Annotated in this window: 16 protein-coding genes; 10 read left to right on the top strand and 6 right to left on the bottom strand. The window is 71.4% G+C overall.

Annotated features, from left to right (window positions below; translation table 11 throughout):
- Window positions 1-2: 2 nt before the first annotated feature.
- Window positions 3-1,214 carry an alpha/beta hydrolase family protein gene (locus ACQW02_RS18970; protein WP_431281473.1) on the top strand — a complete coding sequence of 404 codons (1,212 nt, stop codon included), beginning with the start codon at window positions 3-5 and terminating at the stop codon, window positions 1,212-1,214.
- Here the strand turns inward: ACQW02_RS18970 and ACQW02_RS18965 are convergent.
- Together ACQW02_RS18965 and ACQW02_RS18960 are read right to left on the bottom strand one after the other, a co-directional pair.
- Window positions 1,211-2,188, bottom strand: a complete 978-nt coding sequence (locus ACQW02_RS18965) for a dipeptidase (RefSeq protein WP_431281472.1) — start codon at window positions 2,186-2,188, stop codon at window positions 1,211-1,213. The two genes, ACQW02_RS18970 and ACQW02_RS18965, sit on opposite strands and share 4 nt — an antisense overlap.
- Window positions 2,185-3,246: a serine hydrolase domain-containing protein gene (locus tag ACQW02_RS18960; RefSeq protein ID WP_431281471.1), complete on the bottom strand. Its 1,062-nt coding sequence runs from the start codon at window positions 3,244-3,246 to the stop codon at window positions 2,185-2,187. Before ACQW02_RS18960 ends, ACQW02_RS18965 begins: the two co-directional genes overlap by 4 nt.
- 113 nt (window positions 3,247-3,359) lie before the next feature.
- Between ACQW02_RS18960 and msrA the strand changes: the two genes are divergently transcribed.
- From msrA to glcF, 3 genes are read left to right on the top strand one after another with little or no spacing between them, the layout of a single operon-like run.
- On the top strand, window positions 3,360-3,884 hold the full coding sequence (gene msrA, locus ACQW02_RS18955; RefSeq protein ID WP_431285929.1) for a peptide-methionine (S)-S-oxide reductase MsrA: 525 nt from the start codon (window positions 3,360-3,362) through the stop codon (window positions 3,882-3,884).
- 12 nt (window positions 3,885-3,896) lie between these two features.
- Window positions 3,897-4,334: a peptide-methionine (R)-S-oxide reductase MsrB gene (gene msrB, locus ACQW02_RS18950; protein WP_431281470.1), complete on the top strand. Its 438-nt coding sequence runs from the start codon at window positions 3,897-3,899 to the stop codon at window positions 4,332-4,334.
- A 39-nt stretch (window positions 4,335-4,373) separates the two neighbouring features.
- Window positions 4,374-5,693, top strand: coding sequence for a glycolate oxidase subunit GlcF (gene glcF / locus ACQW02_RS18945; RefSeq protein WP_431281469.1), 1,320 nt, complete (start codon window positions 4,374-4,376; stop codon window positions 5,691-5,693).
- On the opposite strand, the gene ACQW02_RS18940 is transcribed toward glcF, so the two are convergent.
- A complete protein-coding gene (locus ACQW02_RS18940; protein WP_431281468.1) occupies window positions 5,694-6,740 on the bottom strand; it encodes a hypothetical protein in 1,047 nt (348 codons plus the stop codon).
- 321 nt (window positions 6,741-7,061) lie between these two features.
- On the opposite strand from ACQW02_RS18940, the gene ACQW02_RS18935 reads away from it, so the two are divergent.
- Both ACQW02_RS18935 and ACQW02_RS18930 read left to right on the top strand, forming a co-directional pair.
- Window positions 7,062-10,679 (top strand): PAS domain-containing protein, encoded by a 3,618-nt coding sequence (locus tag ACQW02_RS18935; protein WP_431281467.1) that lies wholly within the window; start codon window positions 7,062-7,064, stop codon window positions 10,677-10,679.
- Complete coding sequence (locus ACQW02_RS18930; protein WP_431281466.1) at window positions 10,679-11,071, top strand: response regulator; 393 nt, start codon at window positions 10,679-10,681, stop codon at window positions 11,069-11,071. The genes ACQW02_RS18935 and ACQW02_RS18930 overlap by 1 nt, the downstream gene beginning before the upstream one ends.
- A gap of 3 nt (window positions 11,072-11,074) precedes the next feature.
- On the opposite strand, the gene bcp is transcribed toward ACQW02_RS18930, so the two are convergent.
- Entirely contained in the window at window positions 11,075-11,539 is a 465-nt protein-coding gene (gene bcp, locus ACQW02_RS18925; protein WP_431281465.1) for a thioredoxin-dependent thiol peroxidase, read from the bottom strand.
- On the bottom strand, window positions 11,536-14,616 hold the full coding sequence (locus tag ACQW02_RS18920) for a bifunctional [glutamine synthetase] adenylyltransferase/[glutamine synthetase]-adenylyl-L-tyrosine phosphorylase (RefSeq protein ID WP_431281464.1): 3,081 nt from the start codon (window positions 14,614-14,616) through the stop codon (window positions 11,536-11,538). The genes bcp and ACQW02_RS18920 overlap by 4 nt, the downstream gene beginning before the upstream one ends.
- Before the next feature lie 122 nt (window positions 14,617-14,738).
- Between ACQW02_RS18920 and ACQW02_RS18915 the strand changes: the two genes are divergently transcribed.
- Entirely contained in the window at window positions 14,739-17,987 is a 3,249-nt protein-coding gene (locus ACQW02_RS18915) for an AsmA-like C-terminal region-containing protein (protein ID WP_431281463.1), read from the top strand.
- Window positions 17,988-18,056: 69 nt separating this feature from the next.
- The gene (locus ACQW02_RS18910; protein ID WP_431281462.1) at window positions 18,057-19,073 is read left to right on the top strand and encodes a glycosyl hydrolase family 8; all 1,017 of its coding nucleotides are present in this window, start codon (window positions 18,057-18,059) and stop codon (window positions 19,071-19,073) included.
- Window positions 19,074-19,079: 6 nt separating this feature from the next.
- Here the strand turns inward: ACQW02_RS18910 and ACQW02_RS18905 are convergent, their stop codons facing one another.
- Window positions 19,080-20,132, bottom strand: coding sequence for a LacI family DNA-binding transcriptional regulator (locus ACQW02_RS18905; protein ID WP_431281461.1), 1,053 nt, complete (start codon window positions 20,130-20,132; stop codon window positions 19,080-19,082).
- 116 nt (window positions 20,133-20,248) lie between these two features.
- On the opposite strand from ACQW02_RS18905, the gene ACQW02_RS18900 reads away from it, so the two are divergent.
- Both ACQW02_RS18900 and ACQW02_RS18895 read left to right on the top strand, forming a co-directional pair.
- Window positions 20,249-21,253, top strand: coding sequence for a quinone oxidoreductase family protein (locus tag ACQW02_RS18900; protein ID WP_431281460.1), 1,005 nt, complete (start codon window positions 20,249-20,251; stop codon window positions 21,251-21,253).
- Between the two features lie 13 nt (window positions 21,254-21,266).
- Window positions 21,267-22,121: a dioxygenase gene (locus ACQW02_RS18895; protein WP_431281459.1), complete on the top strand. Its 855-nt coding sequence runs from the start codon at window positions 21,267-21,269 to the stop codon at window positions 22,119-22,121.
- Window position 22,122: the final 1 nt, after the last annotated feature.

The raw sequence follows: 22,122 nt of genomic DNA, 5'->3' as shown, positions 1-22,122 counted from the left end.
CCATGGCCGGCCTGTTCAGGGACGAATTCCACGACGAATTCGGCACCTGGCCACTGGCCTATATCCCCTACGGCGGTGCTGACTTCGGTGAGGTGAAAGCCGTCGCCGATGCCGTCGGCGACGGAGACGACGGCGCCTTCCACGACGCCTGGGTTGCCGCCGCCGACAGGTTGGTCGCCGAAGCCGATGCCACGCGCGCCAAGGGCCATCTGGCCAGCGCGCGGGAGTTCTATCTCCGGGCCAGCGTGTTCTACGGCGCCTCCCTGCACCCGATCTACGGCGCCCCGGTGGACCCGCGCCTGGTCGCTGCCTTTCGCAAGCAGGTGGCGGCCCTGGATGCCGGCCTGGCGCTTGGGCCGGAGCCGGTGCGGCCGATCACGATCCCCTTTGGCGACCTGGCCATGCCGGCCTACTTCATCCCGGCCGAGGGTTTTGCCGGTCAGGTGCGGCCGTTGATCATCAACACCAACGGCTATGACGGCACCATCACCGACATGTATTTTGCGTCCGCCATCGCGGCATCGAAGCGGGGCTATCACAGCCTGCTGTTCGATGGGCCTGGCCAGGGTGCGATGCTCTACGAGCAGGGCATTCCCTTTCGCGCCGATTGGGAGACGGTGATCCGCGCGGTGGTGGATTTCGCCGTCACCGAACCGATGGTCGATCCCGCGAGGATCGCCCTTAGCGGCTGGAGCCTCGGCGGCTACCTCGCCCCCCGTGGTGCCTCGGGCGAACCGCGCATCGCGGCGCTTGTCGCTGATCCCGGGTCATGGGGCATCGCGGAGGGGTTTCGCCAGATGCTTGTGACCAAGTTTGGCGTCCCCGCCGAAGCGGTCAGGGACATGGGCCAGTTGGATGGCGCGATCCTGGCAAAGCTCGACGCCTTTATCCGCGGCAACCGATCCCTCACCTGGAAGGTGATCCAGCGCGGCTTCTGGACCCATGGCGTGGACAATCTGCGCGACTACCTTGCCTCGACCGAGTTGTTCACGATGAACGGCCACATCGAGCGCATCACATGCCCGACCCTGGTGACCCAGGCCGAGAACGACGGCCTGGCCGCGGGCGCGGGTTCCTTCCTCGATGCATTGCGCTGTCCGAAGACGCTGCTGCGCTTCAGCGCGAGCGAAGGCGCCGGCGCGCATTGCGAGATGATGAACCGGTCGCTGCTGAACAGGCGGGTGCTGGACTGGCTGGACGAGACCTTCGCTTAAAGGGCAGCCTTCTCCACCGCCCGCATCACCCGCAGAAAATTCCCCGACCACAGCAGCCCGATTTCCCGCGCGGAAAAACCCCGTGTGGCGAGGCCGGCGGTGACGGCCGCCGTCTGGCTCGCATCCTTCCAGCCGATGAAGCCGCCGCCGCCATCGAAATCCGACGACAGGCCGGTGTGGTCGATGCCGATGCGCCGGACGCTGTGTTCGACGTGGTCCAGGTAGTCGACCATCGATGCCTCGGCCCCCGCGCGCAGGAAGGCGCCGACGGCGGTGATCTGGCAGAGTCCGCCGACGGCGCGCAGCGCATCCAACTGTTCGTCGTCGAGGTTGCGCGGATGATCCACCAGCGCACGGCAGGCCGTGTGGGTCGCGACGACCGGCGTGCGGCTGAGCTTCGCCGCCTGCAGCATCGCCGGCTTGCTGGCGTGGGAGACATCGACCAGCAGGCCCACGCGGTTCATCTCGACGATCGCGGCGCGGCCGAAATCGGACAGGCCGCCATGTTCCTCCGGCCCGTCGCCCAGGGTTGGGCGGGGACGGGCGGCATCGGCCAGGTCGTTGTGCCCGTCATGGGTCAGGGTCATGTAGATCGCCCCGGCGTCGCGGAAGGCGGCCAGGGCCGCCAACTCGCCGCCCATGGCGTGGCCGTTCTCGACACCGGCCAGGATGGCCAGGGCGCCGGCGGCATGGGCCGCTTCCATCTCATCGGCGGTGCGGCAGAAGCGGCGGGCGGGGCCGACGGGGTTTTGTGCATCGGCGGCGATGCGGGCCAGCATGCCATCGGCGCGGGCACGGGCCGCGGCGCGGGATTCGGCGTCGCGCTTGCCTTGCGCGACATAGGCGATCAGCACGACCGCCCCCATGCCGCCACGCGTCATTTTCGGGAAATCCACCTGGCGGGTGGTGTCGCCGGCGGGGTCCGGCGTGGTCGGCCAGGGGAAGTCGACGTGGGTATCGAGGACGAGGGTCATGCCGCCACCGCCGCCAGGACGCGGGCCGTCGCATCCGGATGCAGCCAGCGCGCGACCACGACGATGCCCTGGTCCGGATCGACCCAGATGATGTTGCCGCCCGCCCCGGCCGCGTTGTAGCCGCGACGCGACGCACCCGGGAAACGCCCGTTCGCGTTCAACCACCACAGCAGACCGTAGTCCGGGTTCAGGGGGATGGGGGTGGTGGAGGCAGCGACCCAGCCCTCCGGCAGGACCCGCCGCCCGTTCCAGACGCCATCGGCCAGCATCAGCAGCCCGATGCGGGCCTGGTCCTCGGCATGCATCCGCACGCCGCCGCCCCAATGGCCGCCGCCCGGCACGCTGTGCAGGCGGGTGCCGGCGATGGTGACCCAGGATGTGTTATAGCCATCCCAGACCCAGTCGCTGCTGCCGCCGATGGGGGCCATGATCCGTTCGGCAAAAACCTCCGGCAACGGGCGGCCGAAGCGGTGCAGCAACGCCAGCGACAGCGCGTTCACCCGCACGTCATTGTATTCCCAATGCGTGCCGGGGGTGGCGAGCACGCGGTCGCGGCCCTTGCCCTTGCCTTCACGCGACAGGTCGCGGCCGCGGTCGATGGTCTCGCTCTTGCCGAACAGGCTGCCTTCCCATTCGCTGGTCTGGCTCAGCAGCATCCGCCAGGTGACCTGGCCATTGTGCGGCCCGGCGAAGGCGGGGTCGGCCACGGTCGCGGCCACGGGCTGGTCCAGGTCGGCGATCAGCCCGTCGCCGACCGCGATCCCGGCCAGCAGCGACAAATAGGATTTGGCGACCGAGAAGGTCATGTCCACCTGGCGCGTATCACCCCAGGCCGCGACCACCTGGCCGTCGCGCAGGACCAGCCCGTTCGGTGCGCCGCGCGCGGCGACGGGGCCGATGATGGCGTTGTCGGGCGCTGGTTCGAAATACCCCGCCTCCAGATGCGCCCGCAGGTCGCGCGGGAAGAAGGTTTCATGCGCCTCGGCCAGCGCCACGGCGGCGGGGAAATCGGCGGCGGTGCGGGGGAGGGGGCCGGGAGCGGGGAAGGTCAGGGTCATGTCTCTGGCGTAACCGGCCGGTGGCGGCGATGCAATCGGGGGGGCTTGCTGGCAACTTGCCGCCGGGTCCCCATATGTCGCGCCAACGCAATGGGGATGATGCCATGTCGGAACTGCAAGTCGCGACTTTGGGCGGCGGGTGCTTCTGGTGCCTCGACGCCGTCTACCTGAAAATGAAAGGCATCGCCGAAAGCCGCTGCGGCTATGCCGGCGGGCACGTGGACAACCCGAGCTATGAAGCCGTCTGCGGCAAGCAGACCGGCCATGCCGAGGTGGTCCAACTGCGCTTCGACCCGGCGGTGGTGTCCTATGCCGATATCCTGAAGGTGTTCTTCACCATCCATGACCCGACCACGCAGGACCGCCAGGGCAATGACGTCGGGCCGCAATACCGCAGCGTGATCTACTTCCACGACGCGGCCCAGGAAGCCGAAGCGCGCGCCGCGATGACCGAGGCCGAGCGTCTGTGGGGCCGCCCTGTGGTGACGCAACTTCTGCCGGTGGAAAAGTTCTGGGAGGCCGAGCCTGAGCACCAGGATTATTTCACCCACAACCCCTGGTCGGGCTACTGCATGGCGGTGGTCGCGCCCAAGGTCGCCAAGGCCCGCAAGGGCTACGCCCATCTGATGGCCGCATAGGAGGAAGCCCACATGTCCCTTTTCGGCGCCAAGAAGCCCGACCCCCAGACCTACCCGGTCACGCATTCCGACGCGGAATGGCGCGACAAGCTGCCGCCGGAGGCCTTCCGCGTGCTGCGCGGCCATGGCACCGAACGCCCCGGCAGCAGCCCGTTCAATGCGGAAAAGCGCCCCGGCGCCTTCCACTGCGCCGGCTGCGGCAAGCCGCTGTTCACCGCCGACACGAAGTTCGAAAGCGGCACCGGCTGGCCGTCCTTCTTCGACCCCATCCCCGGGGCGGTCGCCACCACCACCGACCGGTCGCTGTTCATGACGCGGACGGAGGTGCATTGCGCCGATTGCGGCGGGCACCTGGGGCATGTCTTTCCGGACGGGCCGCCGCCGACCGGGCAGCGCTATTGCCTGAATGGCGCCGCCTTGACCTTCACGCCGGAAGCGTCGGACACCTGACGCGATCCTCCTGAATCGGGGGCTGGGAGCCAGGCGCGCATGCAGACGTCCTTCACCGATGCGCAGTTGCGCGATCCCGACACGCGGGACAGCAACACCATCCTGCGGACCTGCGTGCATTGCGGCATGTGCACCGCGACCTGCCCCACCTTCCTGCTGCTGGGCGATGAGCTGGATTCACCGCGCGGCCGCATCTACCTGATCAAGGACATGCTGGAACGCGGCGAACCCGCGACCGAGGAGGTGGTCAAGCACGTCGACCGCTGCCTGTCCTGCCTGTCCTGCATGACGACCTGCCCATCGGGCGTGAACTACATGCACCTGGTCGATCACGCCCGGCGCTATATCGAGGAAAGCTACGTCCGGCCCTGGCCGGAACGGATGCTGCGCCGGACGCTGGGCTTCCTGCTGCCGCATCCGGGGCGGTTCCGCCTGGCGCTGTTCGGGGCCAGGGTCGCACGGCCCTTTGGCCGCTTCGTGCCAGGTGCCTCGATGACGGCGCAGCGTCTGCGGGCGATGCTGGCGCTGGCGCCAGCAAAAACCCCGGCACGATCGGCCATCGAACGCCCCGGCGTGCATCCCGCCATCGGCACCCGCCGCGCCCGCGTCGCACTTCTCGCCGGCTGCGCGCAGCAGGTGCTGGCGCCCAGCATCAACGAGGCGACGATCCGGCTGCTGACGCGGATGGGGGCGGAGGTGGTCGTCCCCCAGGGCGCCGGCTGCTGTGGCGCGCTGACCCACCACATGGGCCAGCACGACGCGGCCATGGCCGCCGCACGCGCCAATATCGAAACCTGGACCGCCGAGATCGAAGGCGAGGGGCTCGATGCGATCGTGGTCAATGCCTCCGGCTGCGGCACCACGGTCAAGGACTACGGCTTCATGTTCCGCGAGGAAGCGGAGCCGTGGAAATCACGCGCGGCGCGGGTCTCGGCGCTGGCGCGCGATATCTCGGAAGTGCTGACGGGCTTCGGCTACGCGCCCACGCGCCAGAAACCCGATCTGACGGTCGCCTATCATTCCGCCTGCTCCCTGCAGCACGGCCAGAAGATCACTGCCGAGCCGAAGAAGCTGCTGGTCACCGCCGGCTTCCGCGTGAAGGAACCGGCGGAGGGCCATATCTGCTGCGGCAGCGCCGGCACCTATAATCTGATGCAGCCGGAGATCGCCGGGCAATTGCAGGCCCGCAAGCGCGCGAACCTGGAACGCACAGGGGCCGATCTGGTGGCGGCGGGCAATATCGGCTGCCTGACGCAGATCGGCGGCGGCGCCCTGCCGACCGTGCATACGGTGGAATTGCTGGACTGGATGGCGGGCGGGCCGGAACCCGCCGCCATCGCCGGCCTGCCGCGCGGCTGATCAGTTCGTCGCGCGCTGCGCCGCCTGCTTGGCGGCCTCGGCGGCGTGTTCCATGCCCTGCACGGCCGTTTGCGACATCCGCCGCGCGCCCGACAGGATGCGCGCGATGCCGCCCTGCGATGGCAACAACTGCGCCGCCGGCGTCTCGCGGACGCGCAGCACAAGGTCGCGCTGGTCGTCGCGGGCATTGCCGGCCGGCACCGCATCGGGGTTGCCGGTGAAGATCGCGACCGGGGTGCAGGCCGTGGTGGCGTTGCGTGCCCGACCGCCGATGCCCAGGAAGCCGCCCTCGGTCAGGGCGAATTCCTGCACCTGGTAGACGGCCTCGCCATCGACGCGGCTGCGCATGATCTCGCGGCTGACGACCGGCACGATGCGCAAGTTCTGTTCCACCAGCAGGCGGATATTGGCATTGGTCGGGTCGGCGAATTGCACGAAGAAGCCGACCGCGCCATCGGTGCTGGCAGCGACGGCGCGGATCACCTCGGTCGCGTCGGCGACGTGGCGGATATTGCCATCCGGCACGCGGCCCAGGCCCTCATTGTCATTCTCCCGCAGGAAGGCGAAGGAGGCGGCCGAGCCGGACCCCAATGGCGGCAGGATGAAATGGATGCGTCGGGCAAAACCCTGCACGTCACCGTAGTTCTGCAGGCGTTCGTTCTTGGTGACCATCCACAGCCCTTCGCAGGCGATGTCGCGGCGGATGACCGTCAGGCGCTGGAAATCGGCCGTGCGGCGGGCGGCCTCGCGAGCATAGACGTCCAGTTGGGCGAAGCCGATGGCGCTCGGGGTGGCCATCACGCGCTCGATATTCTCCAGCGTGCCGCGGGATGTGGTGCAGGTGTAGTTGTTGAAATAGGCGCGCGACAGGGCCGGCGGCAGCGGCGGGCAGAACACGCTGTGGTAGGCGCCCTGGGCGCCACCGGTGTTGATCGACTTCGGCCCGGCGGTGTCCTGCGCGAAGGCTGCGGCCGGCAGTGCGGCAAGCAGCGTCGCTGCGCGCAGAATCGACCGGAGGGGCTTCGACACATGGCGGCTTGAGGTCATCGGCGTGGGGTTCCTTGCTTCTTGCGCGAAGATGCCCCCGGGCCGCTGTGCAACCGGTTAACCAGGCCGCAGCGCGCCGGGACGGAGACTGGCCGGGACCGGCCGGGGGGGTCAACGCCTGGTATCATCTGCGCCGATCAACCCCGCGTGTTGTGCCGCCGGAACGGGTCTTGGCTCTTGCCACCGGCGGGACGAGTGCCGAAAACCGGCCGGCGACAACGCTGTGCTGTTCGCCCGTGGCCATCAGGCCCTAGTGTGCCGCGGCACCGGAGCGGGATCAGGATGGCGGCAGCAGGCGACCGCGGGGTGACGAACCTTGGGATGACGTCCGGCGCAGGCAATCGGCCAGGCCGGCCGGGCTGGCCGTTCCGGCGCATTGTCGCGTGCCTCGTTTTCGTGGCGGTGCTGCCGCTCTGGGCGCTGGCCGCCGTGACCGCCTGGATCGCGGCGGAGCGCGATATCGCAGCCCTGGTCGATGCGGCCGGCGATGCGGCACGGCGCGGCGCGCTGGCGGTGGATGGCGCGCTGATGGACCAGCGTGCGGCGCTGCTCTCCCTGGCCGGCCGCGAAAGCCGGCCCGCGGCGCTGGTGGCGTTCGGGCCCGCGGCGATGCCGCAGCCGGCGCCGAACGTTGGCGCGCGGCTGGTCGTCGCCGATGCGACGGGGCGGATCCTGGCCGCCAGCGCCCCGCCCCGGGGGGCGGATGCGCCCGCCGCCAATTCGGTTCCCGCCAATGCCCAGGCACCCGATGCCACGGCCCCCGATACCACGGCCCCCGATACCGCGGCCCATGATGACTTGGCGTCGCTGCCGCCGACCGCGCAGGCGGCGCTGATCGCCGCCGCCCTGTCCGGCACCACCCAGGTCAGCGGCGTGTTCCGCCGCGCGTCGGGGGGGTCTGCGGAAACGCTGGTGGCGGTGCCGACCTCGGCGCCGGGGCGGCTGGCGCTCGGCGCCATCGCCGACGGCATTGGCTTCTGGTCGACGGTGCTGCGCGCGGCGCGGCCGCCCGAGGGCTGGAGCGCCAGCATCGTCGACCGCGAGGGTGTCGTCCTGGCACGCATTCCGGACCCGTCCGGATCGTTCGGCGAACGTGTGCGCGCCGGCATGCAGGACTCGCTGTTCGGCCCAACATCGGGCAGCCGCGGCAAGGCCGCGCTGCTGAACCAGCGGGGCGAACCGGTGCATGCCGCCTGGCAGCGGCTGGAATCCGCCCCCTGGGTGGTGGTCGTGGCGCTGCCCGTGGCCCTGGTCGATGATGCCTTTCGCGCGGCCTTGCTGCCGGTCGGCTTCGGCGGTGCCGTGCTTGTGCTGCTGGCGGTGATCGGCGGCAGCCAGGTCGCCGACATGCTGATTGGCCGCCCGCTGCGCCGCCTGTCCCAGGATGCGGCGGGGCTGGGCCAGGCGACCGGCGGGGCGGTGGCGACCGGCCGGGCGCGGGGGCCGCGTGTCGCCGAACTCGCCGCGGCCCAGGCCGCGATGCGCGCCGCCGCGGACCGCTTCATGGTGCGGGAGGAGGAGGTGCGCAGCCTCGCCACCCGGCTTGGCGTCGTGCTGGAAAGCACCACCGATTCCGTCCTCGGCATCGATGCCGATTTCCGCATCGGCTGGCTGAACGGGCGCGCCGCCGCGATGCTGGGTGAGGCTGACCGCAGCATCCTCGGGCAGAACCTGTTCGACAAATTTCCCGGTTGCGACACCGGCATCTTCGGGCTGACCTATCGCGCCGCGCAGGAACTGCAGGCGCCGCAGCACGTGACCGCCTGGCACGACGCGCTGGGGCTTTGGCTGTCCGCCGATGCCTACCCGAGCGGCGATGGCGGGCTGACCATCTTCTGCCGCGACGCCGGCGCGCAACGCGCGATCGAACAGGCGCTGCGCGAAAGCGAGGCGCGGCTGCGCGCCGTGCTGGACCACATCCCGCTCGGCGTGATGCTGGCCGAGGCACCCTCCGGCCGCATCGTCTTCGGCAACAAGCGGCTGGAGGAGGTGCTGGGCCAGTCCGTCGAATCCCTGGGCGAACTGACGCCCGACACGGTCTGGGACACCTTCCAGCCCGACGGCCGGCGGCTGGCGCCGACCGAAACGCCGCTCGGCCAGACCCTGGCCAGCGGCGCCGCCGCATCGCGCGAAATGCTGTACCGGCGGCGCGATGGCACCACGACCTGGCTACGCGCCTCGGCCGCCCCGATCCGCGATGCGCAGGGGCGCATGTCGGGTGCGGTGATGGCGGTCACCGATGTCGCGATCGAACGCCGCGCGGCGGAAGCCTTGCGCGAAAGCGAATTGCGCTTCCGCACCCTGGCCGAGGCGGTGCCGCAGATCGTCTGGTCGGCGCGGCCGGATGGCAGCGTCGACTACGTGAACCCGCGCTTCACCGAATTCACCGGCCGCCCGGCGCATGAGGCCAGCCTGCCCGGCAGCCCCGTGCTGCACCCGGAGGACCAGCCGGCGGTCCGCACCGCCTGGATCAGCGCGCTCGCCGCCGGGCGGTCCTTCGCCGCTGAATATCGCTTGCGCGGATCGGATGGCTCCTGGCGCTGGTTCTCCGCCCGCGCCCTGCCGGCGCGGGGGCCGGAGGGCGCGGTACGGCGCTGGATCGGCGCCGCGACCGATGTGACCGACCTGATCGCGGCGCGCGAGGCCTTGCAGATCCAGGTCCTGGCCGAAGCCAATGCGCGGGCCGAGGCGGTCGCCCATGCCAATGCCTTCGCCGTGTCGGAAGAACGCTTCCGCCGCTTCGGCAGCGCCAGCCCCGACGTGCTGTGGATCACCGAGGCCGCCGGCGCCCGGGTCGAATACGTCAGCCCCGCCTTCGAGCGCATATGGGGCGCGGCCTGCGCCGACCTGGTGGCCGATCCCGGCCTATGGACCCGGCTGATCCACTCGGAGGACCGGGACCGCGTGATCGAGGCGCATGGCGCGGAGGTCGCCGCGGGCAGCAGCGAGTTGGAATACCGCGTGCTGCGGGTCGATGGCCAGGAACGCTGGATCCGCGACCGCACCTTCCCGATCGCCGATGCCTTCGGCACGCCCTACGCGCGGGGTGGCATCGCGCGCGACGTGACCGAGGCCAAGGCGGCCGAGGCGCGCCAGCGCCTGTTGATCGGCGAATTGAACCACCGGGTGAAGAACACGCTGGCGACGGTGCATTCGCTGTCGTTGCAGACCGCCCGCGGCCATCTGATGGCCGACAACATCGCCGACCCGCCACTTGGCGCGGCCGCGGGCGCCAGCACGCCGATGGTGCGCTTCGTGATCGACCTGCAGGCACGGATCCTGGCGCTGTCGCGGGCGCATGACCTGCTGACCGCGACCACCTGGCAGGGGGCAACCTTGCGCGAGACGGTGCGCTCGGCGCTCGGCCCCTGGCTGCCGGGGCGCGCGAATGAGACGCCGCGTGTCGCCTTCGCCGGGCCGGGGGCCTGGCTGGCCCCGAAGCAGGCGCTGGGGCTGGCGCTCGGGCTGCACGAACTGGCGACCAATGCCGCCAAGCACGGCGGGCTTTCGGTGGCCGAGGGGCGCGTGTCGGTGCAATGGACCCGGACCGAAGGCGGTGCCATCCGGCTGCGGTGGCGGGAGACGGGCGGGCCGGCGGTGCAACCGCCGACGCGGCGCGGCTTCGGCACGCGCTTGCTGGAACGGGGGCTGGCGGGCGAATTGGGTGAGGGCGCTTCCGTCAAGCTGGACTACGCACCGGCCGGTGTTGTCGCCACCATCATCTTCCATCCGCCATCCGATGCCGCGCCGGCGGATGGGCTGTCGCGCGATGGCCCGCTGTCTGAAGCAGGCGATCTGGCGGAGGCGCTGCATGTGGCGGATGATGACGAATCGGCCGGGGAGTCCGGGCCAGACGACGGACAGCCAGGGCACCGGCCGGCGGATGACAGACAGGTGCCTCCGCCAAGCTTCTCGCCCGAAAAAGGACTGACCCCGTGATGCCTTACCCCGGTTGCACGAACTCGCCCTCCTCCCTTCGCGGGCGCCGCGTGCTGGTGGTGGAGGATGAGGCGCTGGTCGCCATGCTGGTCGAGGATGCGCTGATCGACGCCGGGGCCGAGGTGATCGGCCCGGTCCGCAGCGTGAACGAGGCACTGGCGTCGCTGGTGCGCGACCGGCCGGATGCGGCGGTGCTCGACCTCAACCTGGATGGGGTGTCGAGCAGCCCGGTCGCCGATGCGCTGGCGGCGGCGGGCGTGCCCTTCGTGGTCGCGACCGGCTATGGCGTCGACGGGATGCCGCCGGGCCATGCCGGGGTGCCGGTGCTGGCCAAGCCCTATGATCCCTCGGCGCTGACCGCGGCGCTGATGGGGCTGTGGCCGAAGGGGTGAGGCCTATAGCGCCTCGGCCGCTTCCTTCACCTGGGCCGCATGCGCCTCCGGCTTCACCTTGCGCCAGATCGCCTTGATCCGCCCGTCCGCGCCCACGAGGAAGGATGAGCGTTCCATCCCCATGTAGGTCCTGCCGTACATGCTCTTCTCGACCCAGGTGCCATAGGCCGTCGCGACGGCTTGGTCCGCGTCCGACGCGAGCGGGAAGGTCAGTTTGTATTTGGCCGCGAATTTTTCGATGGGCGGCATCGCGTCGGGCGACACGCCGATGACCGTCAGCCCGATCTTGCCAAGGGCGGGCAGCGCTTCCTGGATGCCGCAGGCCTGCTTGGTGCAGCCGGGCGTATCCGCCTTCGGATAGAAATACAGCAGGAAGGGTTTGCCGCGCAGCCCCGCCAGGCTGACCGTGCCGCTGGTCGCCGTCATGGAAAAATCCGGCGCCGTGTCGCCAACCGCAAGTGCCGTCATTTTGCTGTGCCCCCCAAAAGCTTGCCCGGTGTTTCGGGCAAGGGGCCGATGTGGCGCAGGAAGGCCGCGCGCACCGTGTCGGCCGCCAATGCCATTTGCTGGCGCAACCCCGCCTGGTCAACCGGTGGGCTTGTGCAGAACGGCGCCGCGGCATGGATCAGCGCCGCGGCCGTCGGGCCAGGCAGGTCGCTATCGCGCCCGCCGCGCCCGACCGACAGGCGCAGCACGCTCAGGATGGTGCGCCACAGCGCCTCGGCGGCGATCAGCGCCGGGGCCTCGGGCAGCACGCCGGCCTTGCCGAGTGCCGCCAGCGCCTCCCGCGTCGTGGTCCGCAGCACCTGGGGCATCGCCTTGGCATGGACCAGTTGCAGGGCCTGGGCGATGAACTCGACCTCGATCAACCCGCCGGGCGTGCCCTTGACGTCCCAGAGGCTCCCGGGCGGCAATTCGCGCAGCAGCCGCGCGCGCATCGACGCCGCATCGCCCAGCACCACCGCGGCCGGCACCGGGCGCAGCAGGCTGGCGCGCAGCGCCTCGGTCACGCGGCGGCGATGCGCGGCGGGGCCGGCGACCACGCGGGCGCGGGTCATCGCCATGCGTTCCCAGGTCCAGGCATTGTCGGCGTGATAGGCCTGGAAGGCGGCCAGCCGCACCGCGACCGGGCCCTTGCTGCCCGAAGGCCGCAGCCGCATGTCCACCTCATACAGCCGCCCCTCGGCCCCCGGCGCGGTCAGGGCCGAGACCAGCGACTGCGCCAGGCGTGAGAAATACGTCGCCGCCGGCAATGATCGCGGCCCGCCGGTCGATGCCTCCGCCGCCGCGTCATGATCGTAGATCAGGACGAGGTCGAGGTCGGAGGCCGGCAGCATCTCCCGCCCGCCCAGCTTGCCCAGCGCCACCACCGTCATGGCGCCGCCCTTCACCTTGCCATACCGGGTCGCGAAATCGGCGGCGATCGCGGGCAGCAGGGCGGTGACGGCGGTATCGGCCAACTCGCTGCGGGCCAGGCCGGCGGCATCGGCGGACAACACGCCCTCCAGCGCCGCGGCGTCGATTTCGGCGCGGCGCTGCACCGCCAGGCGGCGGGTCAGGTCCAGCGCTTCCTCCAGGTGGCGGGCGTCGCGCACCAGGGCGGGCAGGCAGGCGATGGCGCTGGGGCCGTTCGGCTGGCCGGTGGCGCCCGCCTCGGCCTCGGTCGAACTGCCGTAGAGCAATCCTTCCAGCACCGCGGGGTGGGACGCCAAATGGTCGGCCAGGGCCGGGGCGGCGGCCAGCAGGAAGGCCAGGCGGTCCAGCAGCGGCAGGTTCTGCGCCAGCAGCGACAGCGCCTGCACCCCGGCCGGCAGCCGGTTCAGCACGGCATCGAAGCGCGCCAGCGCCGCATCCGGGCCGGATTGGTTGGCGAAGGCGGTCAGCAGCGCCGGCAGCAGCCCGGCCAGCAATTCCCGCGCCCGGTCGCTGCGGGTCGCGCGCGGGCGGCCATGCAGCCAGGACCGCACCAGCCCCGCGACCGATCGCGGATCGGCGAAGCCCATCTCGGCCAGGGCCTCAAGCGTCGCGGCATGTTCGTCGGGGCCGGTGAAGACCAGGGTCTGGGCGATCGTCTGCGTGACCTGCGGTCGGTCCCCCGCGGTGGGATCGGCGGTCAGCGCTGGCAGATGTTCGAACAGCCCGGCATAATGTTTCTCGACGCGTCGCAGATGGCCGGTGAGCGTCGCGGCAAAGGCGGCGGTGCCTGCGTGTTCGGCATCCGCCGGGCCCGTGTCGGAAAAACCCATAAAGGAGGCCACGTTGGCGAGTGCGACCGGATCCTCGGGCAGGCGATGCGTTTGCCGGTCCGCGATCATCTGAAGCCGATGTTCGAGCGTGCGCAGGAACACATAGGCATCGGCAAGGTCGGCGGCCGCGCGGCGGCCGATGCGCCCGGCCGCCGCCAGGACCGACAGCGCGCCGAGCGTCGTGGGGTCGCGCAGGCCCGGGTCGCGCCCGCCCCAGATCAGTTGCAGCGCCTGAGCGGTGAATTCGATTTCCCGGATGCCGCCACGGCCGAGCTTGATGTCATGCCCCGCGACCGCGACCTCACGCCCCGCGCCGCGCGCCGATTTGCTGGTGTGGATCTGCCGCTTGATGGTGCCGATATCGGCGATCATCGCGAAATCCAGGTAGCGCCGCCAAACAAAGGGCCGGATCTCGCGCAGGAAACCATCGCCCGCGGCGCGGTCGCCGGCCACCGGGCGCGCCTTGATCATGGCCGCGCGTTCCCAGTTCTGCCCCATGCTCTCGTAGTAGGAAATCGCCGCCGACAGCCCGACGGCCAGCGGCGTCGCCCCCGGGTCCGGCCGCAGCCGCAGGTCGGTGCGGAAGACGTAGCCGCCCTCGGTGCGTTCCTCCATCAGCCGCACCAGGTCGCGCGCGATTCGCACGAAGATCGCCTGGGCCTGGTCCGGGTCGTTCGCGGCGGTGCCGTCGAACAGCAGGATCAGGTCGATGTCGGAGGAATAGTTCAGCTCCCGCGCGCCCAGCTTGCCCATGCCCAGCACGATCAGCCCGTCGCCCCGGCCATCGCGCTTGGGGCGCTTCAATTCCCCGCGCGCATGCGCCGCGTGCAGCAGGTGGCGGGTGGCGCAGCCCAGGGTCGCCTCGGCCAGGTCCGACAAGGCCCCGGTGATGCGGTCCAGCGGCCAGAGCCCGGCGATGTCCGCCGCCGCGATCACCAGCGCGCCTTGCCGCTTGGCCTGGCGCAGCAGCCCGCCGATCGCGGCCGTGGCGCTGTCGGGCGCCGCCCGGGCCAGGGGGGACAGCAGGGTGGCGAAGGCCGCATCGGGGCCACGCACCAGCATGGTGGCCAGGATCGCGTGTTCGCGAAGGGCCAGGTCGGTCAGGTACGGGCTGTGCCCGCCGATCGCGGCCAGCAGGTCGGCACCCCGCGGTGCGGCTTCGGGCTGGCAGGCGCCGAAGGCATCGACCAGGCGCTGGCCCGCTTCGGCATCGAAGGGGCGTGGCAGGGTCGCGGCATCGCGCGGCACGGCGCGTTGCGTGGGCAGCGGGGCGGGCAGGCTGGGTTCGGACGGGCTCATTCGCACGCAGGCAAGCCGTGACCGGGGGTGCCGGTCAAGCGCCGCCTCCGCCGGGCGGCTCCGGCCGACGGGTCGCGGCGGTGATTGGGCGCGGGGTGGGGCGCGGCTGCTGGCGGGTCACGGTGTCGCTGGCCACGGTCTGTGGCGCCGCGATACGGCTGGCGATGGCCTCGGCGATCCTGCTGGGGCTGGCGATTGGCGGGCTGGCCTGGCGGCTGAACGATGGCCCGCTGGAACTGCCCTGGGTGACCGAGGGGCTGCGTGAGGCACTGGATGGCCGCACCGGCACCTTGCGGGTGGAATTGGCGGGGGTCAGCCTGGCCTGGGCCGGGTTCCGCGACGGGCACCTGTCGCCGCTGGCCCTGCGCGCGACCGGGCTGAGCCTTGGCAACGCCGAAGGGCAGGTGATCGCGCAGGTGCCGGCCGCCGATATCGCCGTGTCGCTGCCCTGGCTGCTGCGGGGCCAGGTCGCGGTCAGCGCGCTGGACCTTGAAGGCCCGGTGCTGATGCTGCGCGGGGATGATGTGGGGGTCTTGGAAGGCGGCTCCGCCGCGGGGGTGTCGCCATCCGGCGGTGCCCCGGCGCCGACCACGCCGGCCGACGTATGGCGCCTGCTGTCGGCGGTGCTCGACCCCAAGACGCCGACGCCGCTCGACGCCCTGCAACGCCTGCGCATGACCGGCGGGCGGGTGGAGCTGCGCGATGCGGCGGGTGCGACGCTCGCCCAGGCCGGCGCCATCGCCCTGACCGCCAGGCGCGGCCCGGCCGGCGGCCTGGCACTCGAAGGCAGCGCGACCTTCGGCATCGGCGCGGCACGGACGGTGGCGAAGCTGGCGGCGACCGCCGCCGGGCAACCGTTGCGCGCGACGGGATGGGTCGACCTGGCGGAGGTCTCGCCCGCCTTCATGGAGGCCGCCGCCGCCGCCGGCTGGCTGCCCCCCCCGCGCGTGCTGGACGCCACCATCGCGCTGCGCCTGACCATGCAGGCGACCGAGGCGACGGGCATCGCCTATGGCATCGCCACCAGCATCGGCCGGGGCCGGGTCGTGGCCGGGGTGGATGCGGAGGGCATGCCGCAAAGCCTGATGCTGGCCAGTGCCAGCGCGCGGATCGACGGCACCATCGATGCCGCCGGCCAGGCGCAGGCGATCGTGCTGACCACCGCCGCCGTCCGGCTGGGCGCGATCCCGCGCGAAGGGGGTGGTGCGGAGGTGCGGGCGCCGACCCTGACCGCCAGCGGGCGCGTCTGGCGCGAGGGCGGCGGCTGGAACGGCAGCCTGGACCTGGGGCTGGACCGGCTGAACATGGGCGACCTGTCCGCCTATTGGCCACCGGGCGTGGTCGAGGGCGCCCGCTGGTGGGTGGTGGAAAACGTGGTGGCCGGCACGGCGACCGGCGGACGCTGGCACATCGAGGGCGCCTGGGCGGAAGGGGCGGCCAGCCCGGGCGTGACGGCGGTGAATGGCACGCTGCCCTTCAGCGATGCCAGGATCCATTGGCTGCGGCCGATCCCCCCGGCGGAGGCCGCCAGCGGTACCATCACCTTCGGCCTGCGCGAGATCGTGGTGCAGGCGCGCGCGCGGCAGGCGGGCACGGCGCTGGACGTGCGCGACGTGACCGTGCGCCTGACCGACCTCGGCGGCGTCGAGGAGCGCGCGGCGATCGAGGCCCGTGTCCTGGGTCCGGTCGCCGATGTGGTCACCTTGATCAAGCACCCACGGCTTGGGCTGTTCACCCGCCAGCCGCTGGACCTGAAATCACCGGGTGGCACCGCGGATGCACGGCTGACGGTCGGCTTCCCCTTGCTGGGCGACCTGCCGATGGAACGGCTGGACATTCGCGCCACGGCCCGGCTGACCCAGGCCAGGCTGGCCGATGTGCTATTCGGCCAGGGCTTCGACCGCGGCACCTTCGACCTGGTGGTGGACCCGGCCAGCCTGCGGCTCACCGGCACCGCGACCTTTGCCGAGATGCCGGTGCGGGCGCAGGTGGAGATGGATTTCCGCGCCGGCCCCGCGTCGCAGATCGTGGCGCGGGAAAGGGTCGAGGTGCGGCCCGATGCGCGCCAGGTCGGCGTGACCGGGATGGACGTGACGGATTTCGCCTCTGGCCCCATCGCGCTGGTGGTGCAGACCGAACGGCGCCGGGATGGCGGCGGCCGGGTCGCGGTGCGCGGCGACCTGCGCGACGCGGTGCTGTTCGTGGAGCCGATCGGCTGGATCAAGCCCGCCGGCGATGCCGCGGCGTTGGAAGCCAACCTGATCCTGACGGCGAATGCCCTGAGCGCGGTCGAGGGGCTGCGCGTGTCGGGGCCCGGGATATCGGTGCGCGGCCGAGCGGTGTTCGGCCGCGCATCGCGGCTGGACCGGCTTGAGATCACCGAGGCGCAATTGGGCGCGAACCGCCTGTCGGGTGAGATGCGGCCGCCGTCAGGTGTAGGCCAGCCCTGGCGGCTGACCGTGGCGGGCAGCGTGCTGGACGCGGCGCCGATGCTGCACAGCCCGCCGGCGGGGGCGGCCCCCGTGGCGGTGCCGCCGCCCTCGGCCGGCACGCGACCGCCTGTCGTGCTGGACCTGCGGTTGGACCAGGTGGCGCTGAGCCGGGGGCGGCGGCTGACCGGCTTGGCGGGCAGCCTGTCCTTCGACGGCAGCGGTGCGGTGACGCGGGCGCGGCTGACCGGGGGCGTGCCGCCGGCCCAGGGGTCAGGCGCACCGGGCGGCTTCACCGTGGCTGTGACGCCAGAGGGGCGCAGCCGCCAGGTCGCCCTGACCTCGGAAAACGCGGGCGAATTGCTGCATGCGCTGGATGTGATGGACTACCTGGAGGGCGGGCGGCTGACGGTCAACGGCAACTGGCCGCTGGGTGAGGGCGCTGGGCCCTTCGTCGGTTCCGCCGACATGAATGATTTCGCCGTGCGCGGTGCGCCGGGCCTGGGGAAGTTGTTGCAGGCGATGACCTTGTTCGGGCTGTTCGATGCCCTGCGCGGCGCCGGGCTGCATTTCGACCGGATGGTCGCGCCCTTCAGCTACGATGGCACGTCGCTGGTGCTGACCGATGCGCGGGCGTTTTCCTCCTCGCTGGGGGTGACGGCGCGGGGGCGGGTGGATCGGCGGCGGCGGACGATCGACGCGCAGGGCACGGTCGTGCCGGCCTATATGATCAATTCGCTGCTGGGGAACATTCCGCTGCTGGGCCGGCTGTTCAGCCCGGAGACGGGCGGCGGCTTGTTCGCGGCGACTTGGCGGATGACCGGCCCGATGGACGATCCGCAGGTCAGCGTGAACCCGCTGGCGGCGCTGACACCGGGCTTTCTGCGCGGGATTTTTGGCGGCGGCGATGCCGCGGCGCCGGCGCCGCCGCCGGTCCGCTGACGGGGCGCGTTAACCGGGGCGAAACTGCCGTGGGGCCATGGCTGCGCCAGCCGCAGAAGGAACGCCCGCATGCCGCATACGCCGGGCGGGCAGATCCGGCGCCGGGCGTTCGTGCTGGGCGCGGCGGCTGGGGCCGGCGCCTGGACTCATGACGAATGGGCGCTGTTCAAGACCCGCTTCCTGGCCCCCGACGGCCGCGTGGTCGATACCGGCAATGGCGGCATCTCGCATTCCGAGGGCCAGGGCTGGGCGTTGCTGGCCGCCATGCGCAGCGACGATCGCGACGCCTTCGACCGTATCCTGCGCTGGACCCGGACGGAGCTGCGCCGGCCGGGCGACCACCTGACAGCCTGGAAATTCCGCCCCGGCCTGGGGGTCGAGGACACCAACAATGCCTCGGACGGCGACATCTTCATCGGCGCCAGCCTGATCGAGGCCGGGCGGCGCTGGGGCGATCCGCGCCTGACCGCCCAGGGCATCGACATCGCCCGCGACATCCTGCGGCTGCTGGTGCGCCGCACAGGGGCCCTGACCGTGCTGCTGCCCGGCGCGCGGGGGTTCGAGCGTGAGGGCTTTGTGGTCCTCAACCCCTCCTACTACGCCTTTCCCGGGTTGCGGGTGCTGGCGGGGGCGCTGCCGGATCCGCGCTGGATCCCGCTGGTCGCCGATGGGCTGGCGCTGCTGCGGGCGGCGCGGTTTGGTCGCTGGGGCTTGCCGCCCGATTGGCTGGCGGTGTCGCGCCGGGATGGCGGGCTGTCCTTGCCGCACGCCTGGCCGCCGCGGTTTTCCTATGATGCCGTCAGGGTGCCGCTGTACCTGGCGTGGGCCGGGCTGGGCGATGAACCGGCGTGTAGGGCGGCCGCCGCCTTCTGGTCCGACCCGCGGCATCGCGAATTGCCGGCCTGGACGGACCTCGTGACCGATGCGGTGTCGCCCTATGCCGCGACGGCGGGGATCGCGGCGGTGGCGGGGTTGGTCACGCGGGGGGAGGTACCGCCGGGTAGCATCGTCGCGGCCGCGGACGACTACTACGGCGCCGCCCTGGGCTTGTTGACGCGCATGGCCTGGCGCGACCGCACGCGCTGATCGGGCCTAGGTCGCGCGCAGTCGCGGCGGCGCGGTCGATCCGCGCACCACCAATTCCGCCGCCAGCCGCAAGTTCGGCCCTGGCGGCAGTCCCGCCAATTGGCGCAGCATCAGCGCCGCGGCTTCCTGCCCCATCGCCGCGTGCTGGATGCGCACGGTGGTCAGCGGCGGCGCGACGCGGTCCATCAGCGGCATGTCGTTGAAGCCGGTGATCGAGATATCGCCCGGCACCGTCAGCCCCGCTTCCTCCAACGCGTCATAGGCGCCCATGGCCAGCAGGTCGTTGGCGGTGGCGACGGCGGTGCAGGGGCCGGTGCGCAGGATCTCCTGCATGGCGGTTTTGCCGGCGGCGCGGGAATAGGCCTCGGCCTGCACGATGGGGCCGATCGCCTCGGCCAGCCCCGCGGCCTTGATGCCGGCGCGGAAGCCGCGCAGGCGGTCGGTCGCGGTCGCCGTGCCGGGCGGGCCGCCCAAATGGCCGATCCGGTGATGCCCCAGCCCCGCCAGATGGGCGACGGCGGCGCGCAACCCCTCGGCATCATCGGACACGACCGACGGCACATCGCCTTTTTCGCCGGGCGGCAGGCGGCGGTTCACCAGCACGACCGGCATGTGGCGCGACCGGCACAGGGCCACGGCCGTGCTGCCGCGCGCGGCCGAGGCCAGGATGACGCCATCCGCCCCCTGCGCCGCCAGGCGTTCGACGACCAGGGCCTCCCGCTCGCTGTCGCCGGCGGTATTGGCCAGCAGGGTGACGTAGCCCGCGGCGGACAGGCTGCGCTCGATGGCCTCCACGATCGGCGGGAAGACCGGGTTGGTCAGGTCGGGGACGATGACGCCCACGGTGCGGCTCTTGCCCGATCGCAGCCCGGCCGCGAGGGCGGAGGGATGGTAGCCCAGCCGCGCCGCGGCCTCGGCCACCCGCGTCGCCACGGCCTCGCTGATGCGGTGCCGGGCGGCGGGGTCCAGCGCGCGTGACACGGTGGAGGCATGCACCCCGGCGGCGCGTGCGACATCGGCGATGGTCGGCCGGGGCGGGGCCGGGTCGGTCTGGTCCATGGCGGCAGCCTATCACGAGCGGGCCTGGGCAACAGGTTGTGCAATCGGTTGCATTTTTCCTTGACGGCCGGGAAACGCCCCCCTATCCGACGCATCAAGCAAGGCGGAGGGACAGCATGACCAGTCAGACGGACGCAGGCACCCCCTTTCGCGCCGCCCGCTTCGGCGCCTTCGGTGGCCCCGATGTGCTGGACGTGGTGGCCATGCCCGGCATCGATCCGGGTATTGGGGGCGCGCTGGTGCGGGTGCATGCCGCCAGCATCAACCCATCCGATGTGAAGAACGTCGCCGGGCGCATGCGCCAGACGGTGCCGCCGCGCACCCCGGGCCGCGATTTCGCCGGCGTGGTCGTGGCCGGGCCGGAGGATTGGGTCGGCGCCGAGGTCTGGGGCACCGGCGGCGACATCGGTTTTTTGCGCGATGGCTCGCATGCCGAATACGTCGTGCTGCCGCCCGGTGCCCTGGCCCGCAAGCCGGAAAACCTGTCCTTCGCCGAGGCCGGGGCCGTCGGCGTGAACTACGTCACCGCCTGGATCGGGCTGGTCGAATACGCGGCACAAAAGCCTGGTGAGACGGTGGTGGTGCTGGGGGCCACGGGCGGCGTCGGCGGCGCGGTCTGCGCCATCGCGCGGCATCGCGGCGCGCGCGTCATCGCCTGTGTCCGCGGTGCGGTCGCGGAGGATGCGGTGTGCCGCCAGGTCGGCGCCGAATTGCTGGACATCACCGGTATCGACCTGGCCGCCACCCTGCGGGAGATGGCCGGCGGGCGCGGCGTCGATGTCGTCTATGATGGCGTCGGCACGCCCGCGCTGTTCGAACCGGCGATCGAGGCCCTCGCTTTCGGCGGCCGCGTCGTTTGTATCGCCGGCACGCCCGGCGAAAAGGTGCGGATCGAGTTGATCCCCTTCTACCGCAAGGAGGCCCGGCTGATCGGGGTGGACAGCCTCAAGCGCGGGGTCGCCGCCTGCGCGCCGATCCTGGATGCGCTGGCCGAGGGGTTTGCGTCCGGCGCCTATCCGCCCCCTGTCATCGCCCAGGCCTGGCCGCTGGCTGATGTCGCCCATGCCTATGCCGCCGTCGCCGCGGGCACCCGCGGGCGCGTGATCCTGACCCTCGCGTAAGGGAGACCAAGAAATGCCCAAGGACGCCCCCACACCGGCCGAGGTGATGCTGACCGACCAGGTCGTCGCCCGCATCAGCCCCGACGCCGATCCGCGCGTGCAAAAAATCATGATGGCGCTGATCCGCCACGTGCATGGCTTCGTGAAGGATGTCGAACTCACCCCCGCCGAATGGGACAAGGGGATCGCCTTCATCACCGATCTTGGCGCCTGGTGCAGCGAGAAACGGCAGGAGGTGATCCTGCTGTCCGACATCCTGGGCGTGTCGATGTTGGTCGATGCCATCGCCCATCGCCACCACAATCCGGAGGTGACGGAAAGCACGGTGCTCGGCCCCTTCCACCGCCTGGGCGCGCCGCATGTGCCGAATGGCGCCGATATCTCCGGCGGCATCCTGGGCGAGCCGCTGGATGTGCGCGTGAAGGTGACAGACCCCGCGGGTGCGCCGATCGCGGGCGTGCAGATCGATGTCTGGCACACCAGCCCCGACGGCCTCTACGACAGCCAGTTCGGTGACGAGCACGCGCTGCGCGGCGTGTTCCTGACCGATGCCGATGGCATCGTGCATTTCACCAGCATCATGCCAAGCGCCTATCCGGTGCCGCATGACGGGCCGGTCGGCCAGGTGCTGGCGGGCATGGGGCGCGGGCCGATGCGCCCGGCGCATGTGCATTTCTGGCTGCGCAAGAATGGCTACCGACCGCTGGTCACGCAGGTCTTCGCGGCCGGGGACAAGTATCTCGACGATGACGCGGTGTTTGGGGTCAAGACGAGCCTGGTGCATGATTACAAGGCCGAAGCGGCAGCGGCCGGCCAGGCAGGGCACAAGCTGACCTGGACCTTTGTGCTGCCGCAGGATGGGGTGTGAA

The organism is Humitalea sp. 24SJ18S-53 (assembly GCF_050632385.1).
In the GTDB taxonomy this organism is placed as follows: Bacteria; Pseudomonadota; Alphaproteobacteria; order Acetobacterales; family Acetobacteraceae; genus Humitalea.
Note: the sequence above shows the minus strand (reverse complement) of the source record. Positions and strands in the feature narration are given on the sequence as shown.

Excerpts from the sequence above, each read along its gene's own strand:
- ACQW02_RS18940 (WP_431281468.1), bottom strand. The coding sequence starts at position 6,740 with ATGACCTCAAGCCGCCATGTGTCGAAGCCCCTCCGGTCGATTCTGCGC.
- msrB (WP_431281470.1), top strand. The coding sequence starts at position 3,897 with ATGTCCCTTTTCGGCGCCAAGAAGCCCGACCCCCAGACCTACCCGGTC.
- ACQW02_RS18935 (WP_431281467.1), top strand. The coding sequence starts at position 7,062 with ATGACGTCCGGCGCAGGCAATCGGCCAGGCCGGCCGGGCTGGCCGTTC.
- ACQW02_RS18930 (WP_431281466.1), top strand. The coding sequence starts at position 10,679 with ATGCCTTACCCCGGTTGCACGAACTCGCCCTCCTCCCTTCGCGGGCGC.
- ACQW02_RS18900 (WP_431281460.1), top strand. The coding sequence starts at position 20,249 with ATGACCAGTCAGACGGACGCAGGCACCCCCTTTCGCGCCGCCCGCTTC.
- ACQW02_RS18895 (WP_431281459.1), top strand. The coding sequence starts at position 21,267 with ATGCCCAAGGACGCCCCCACACCGGCCGAGGTGATGCTGACCGACCAG.
- ACQW02_RS18970 (WP_431281473.1), top strand. The coding sequence starts at position 3 with ATGGCCGGCCTGTTCAGGGACGAATTCCACGACGAATTCGGCACCTGG.
- ACQW02_RS18910 (WP_431281462.1), top strand. The coding sequence starts at position 18,057 with ATGCCGCATACGCCGGGCGGGCAGATCCGGCGCCGGGCGTTCGTGCTG.
- ACQW02_RS18960 (WP_431281471.1), bottom strand. The coding sequence starts at position 3,246 with ATGACCCTGACCTTCCCCGCTCCCGGCCCCCTCCCCCGCACCGCCGCC.
- ACQW02_RS18965 (WP_431281472.1), bottom strand. The coding sequence starts at position 2,188 with ATGACCCTCGTCCTCGATACCCACGTCGACTTCCCCTGGCCGACCACG.
- ACQW02_RS18905 (WP_431281461.1), bottom strand. The coding sequence starts at position 20,132 with ATGGACCAGACCGACCCGGCCCCGCCCCGGCCGACCATCGCCGATGTC.
- ACQW02_RS18920 (WP_431281464.1), bottom strand. The coding sequence starts at position 14,616 with ATGAGCCCGTCCGAACCCAGCCTGCCCGCCCCGCTGCCCACGCAACGC.
- glcF (WP_431281469.1), top strand. The coding sequence starts at position 4,374 with ATGCAGACGTCCTTCACCGATGCGCAGTTGCGCGATCCCGACACGCGG.
- bcp (WP_431281465.1), bottom strand. The coding sequence starts at position 11,539 with ATGACGGCACTTGCGGTTGGCGACACGGCGCCGGATTTTTCCATGACG.